The 2808-nt window shown below is 63.2% G+C and carries 1 protein-coding gene and 1 pseudogene; both read left to right on the forward strand.

Features of this window, described 5'->3' with window-relative positions:
* The first annotated feature begins 2 nt into the window (after positions 1 to 2).
* A complete protein-coding gene (asd, locus tag WCA53_RS20390; RefSeq protein WP_423914898.1) occupies positions 3 to 1040 on the forward strand; it encodes an aspartate-semialdehyde dehydrogenase in 1038 nt (345 codons plus the stop codon).
* A gap of 142 nt (positions 1041 to 1182) precedes the next feature.
* Positions 1183 to 2808: pseudogene (locus WCA53_RS20395) on the forward strand (hypothetical protein); the annotation flags it as partial.

Here is a 2808-nt window from a genome sequence, read left to right on the forward strand (position 1 = left end):
TGATCGAACCGGTGTTTTTCAGCACCAGCAATGTGGGCGGCAATGCGCCGTCGTTCACGAAAAACGAGACGAAACTCAAGGATGCGACGAGCATCGACGACCTGAAAAAGTGCGACGTCATCATCACGTGCCAGGGCGGCGACTACACGAATGACGTGTTTCCGAAGCTACGCGCGGCAGGCTGGAAGGGTTACTGGATTGACGCGGCGTCTTCGCTGCGCATGAAGGACGAAGCAGTGATCATCCTCGATCCGGTGAACCTGAACGTCATCAAGGATTCGCTGGTCAAGGGCGGCAAGAATTTCATCGGCGGAAATTGCACGGTCAGCCTGATGCTGATGGCGTTGGGTGGCTTGTTCAACCAGAATCTGGTCGAATGGACAACTGCCATGACGTATCAGGCGGCCTCGGGCGCAGGCGCGCAGAACATGCGCGAACTGTTGCAGCAGATGGGTGTTCTCTATGGCGCAGCCAAGGAAGATCTGGCTGATCCGGCGTCGGCGATCCTGGATATCGACAAGCGCGTCCTGGCCGCCATGAACGGCGAGCGCATGCCGATCGATCATTTCGGTGTGCCGCTGGCGGGGTCCCTGATTCCGTGGATCGACAAGGATCTCGGCAACGGGATGTCGAAGGAAGAGTGGAAGGGCGGCGCTGAAACCAACAAGATCCTGGGAAAGCCTGCAATGGGCCAGCCAGGTTCGGTTCCTGTCGACGGACTGTGCGTGCGGATCGGCGCAATGCGCTGCCACTCGCAGGCCCTGACCATCAAGCTCACCAAGGACGTGCCGCTGGACGAGGTGCACGACATCCTGGCCAAGGCCAATGATTGGGTGAAAGTTGTGCCGAACGAGCGCGAAGCGTCGATCCGCGATTTGTCGCCGGCTGTGGTCACGGGTTCGCTCGGCGTGCCGGTCGGCCGCTTGCGCAAACTGGCAATGGGCGGCGAATATCTGTCGGCGTTCACGGTGGGTGATCAGTTGTTGTGGGGCGCCGCCGAACCGTTGCGCCGGATGCTTCGCATTCTGTTGGACAAGTAAAGTAAACTGCGCGTTACGACGCGTTAGTTTTGAGATAAGCGTCGCGCTTGCGCGGCGCTTTTTTATTGTTCTTTTGTTGTGTAGCGCCATGGTTTTGGCCGCAACTCAACCCCGTTTTATTGTCCACACGCCTGGAGTATCAATGATCGTTCGTTCGAGTCGGCCGCTGCATTCACAGCCTCGCCGCTACAGCCGTACGCTGCGCGCGGCGCTGGTCGCGGCAAGCCTCGTGGGTGTGCTGTCAGGAACGGCTGCTTCGTTCGATGCTCATGCTCAGGCGAGCGCCGCTATAGCGGCGTCGGCGTCGGCGGCGTCGGCTTCATCGCCCGGGATTTCGGCGGGAGGCACGCAATACACCGTGAAGCCGGGCCAGTCGGTAACCGATGTGGCCGGAGAAATCACAGGATCGACCGATCGGACCGTGCGCGACACCATGGCGCGCGCGCTGTTCGATGCCAATCCGAACGCGTTCATGCACCACGATCCGAGCAAAATGAGGCTTGGGGCCGTGCTGACCATACCGAGTACGGGCGATGGTTCGGCGGGCGCTTCTGGTTCGGTTGCCGCCTCGGCTCCAGCAGCAGTAGCGGCCGCTTCGGGTCCCGCTGCTGCGGTAGTTGCACCGGCAGCGGCCGCGGCTTCAGTCACGCCAGCTTCGACGGCAGCAGCGGTTTCAACCCCGGCCGCAGCGATGGCCGCGCCAGCCGCTTCGACCGTAAAGGAAGCTAGCAGCGTTGAATCTGCTGCGGCGCCTTCAGGCGTCGCATCGAATGTCAATGGGACGCTTGAGGGCGCCAGCGCCAGCGCAAGCGGGGCGGTCGCGGTGGGTGCCTCTGGTGGGGTCGGGGCGTCAGACGCCGCAGTGGCGACGTCCGAGGCTCAGCCGGTCGCGTCCAGTCCCGCAGTGGCGAACCCGGTGCCAGTAAGCACTGCGTCGACCCAAGTTGCCGATGAAGGGTCTGATCGCTTGCCGATCGGCTTATTTGCTGGCATCGCCATTCTGGTTGCGCTGCTCGTTTTAGCCTGGCGTCTGGCAAAACGTCGCCGATATGCCCGTAGCGAAGCCGAACGCGTCGCTGTTGAGCAGGGTTCTTCGGGGGAGTCGCCGGTTGTATCGACGCAAAGGCGGCTCAGCGAGACGCCGGACGCTCCGTTGGCAGAGCATTCGGATGTGCCGGCCACGACTGGCGCAGCCGATCTCGAGGGGGTCGCGGTCCAGCGAGATCAAAGCGAACTGAATGGGGTGGCGGCAAGTATCGAAAGTTACGAGGCGGCCCAATCGTTCGAAACGCCGAGCGAGGACGACGCCGTCCCGGAACCGTCCGCCGAAGGCCACGTAGAGAATATCGTCGACGAAACGGCAAGCCCGGCATCGGCGCCGGCTCGAGACGAGGATGCCCGCCGCGCGCCGTTCATGCCCGATGCGCCTGCGGCGCTTCATCGTGCTTTCACGCCGCCTCGACCCGGCAGCGTCGAGGCAGAGCGGATAGCGGCCGAAAAGGCGGCAGCGGAGCAAGAAGCAGCCGAGCGTGAAGCTGCACTGCGTGAGCAAGCGCAAGCGCGGGAACAAGCGGAACGCGAGGCAGTTGAAGCGCAAGCGCGCGCAGCGGCGCAACGTGAGGCGGAAGCACGTGAGCAAGCGGAGCGCGAAGCCCGCGAAGCGGACGCACGCGCCGTCGCACAACGAGAAGCCGACGCACGTGAAGCAGAAGCGCGCGAGGCCGCCGAGCGGGAGCAAGCACAGCGTGAGGCTCATGAAGCGGAGGCG

The sequence above is a fragment of the Caballeronia sp. genome, assembly GCF_049581465.1.
GTDB lineage: Bacteria > Pseudomonadota > Gammaproteobacteria > Burkholderiales > Burkholderiaceae > Caballeronia.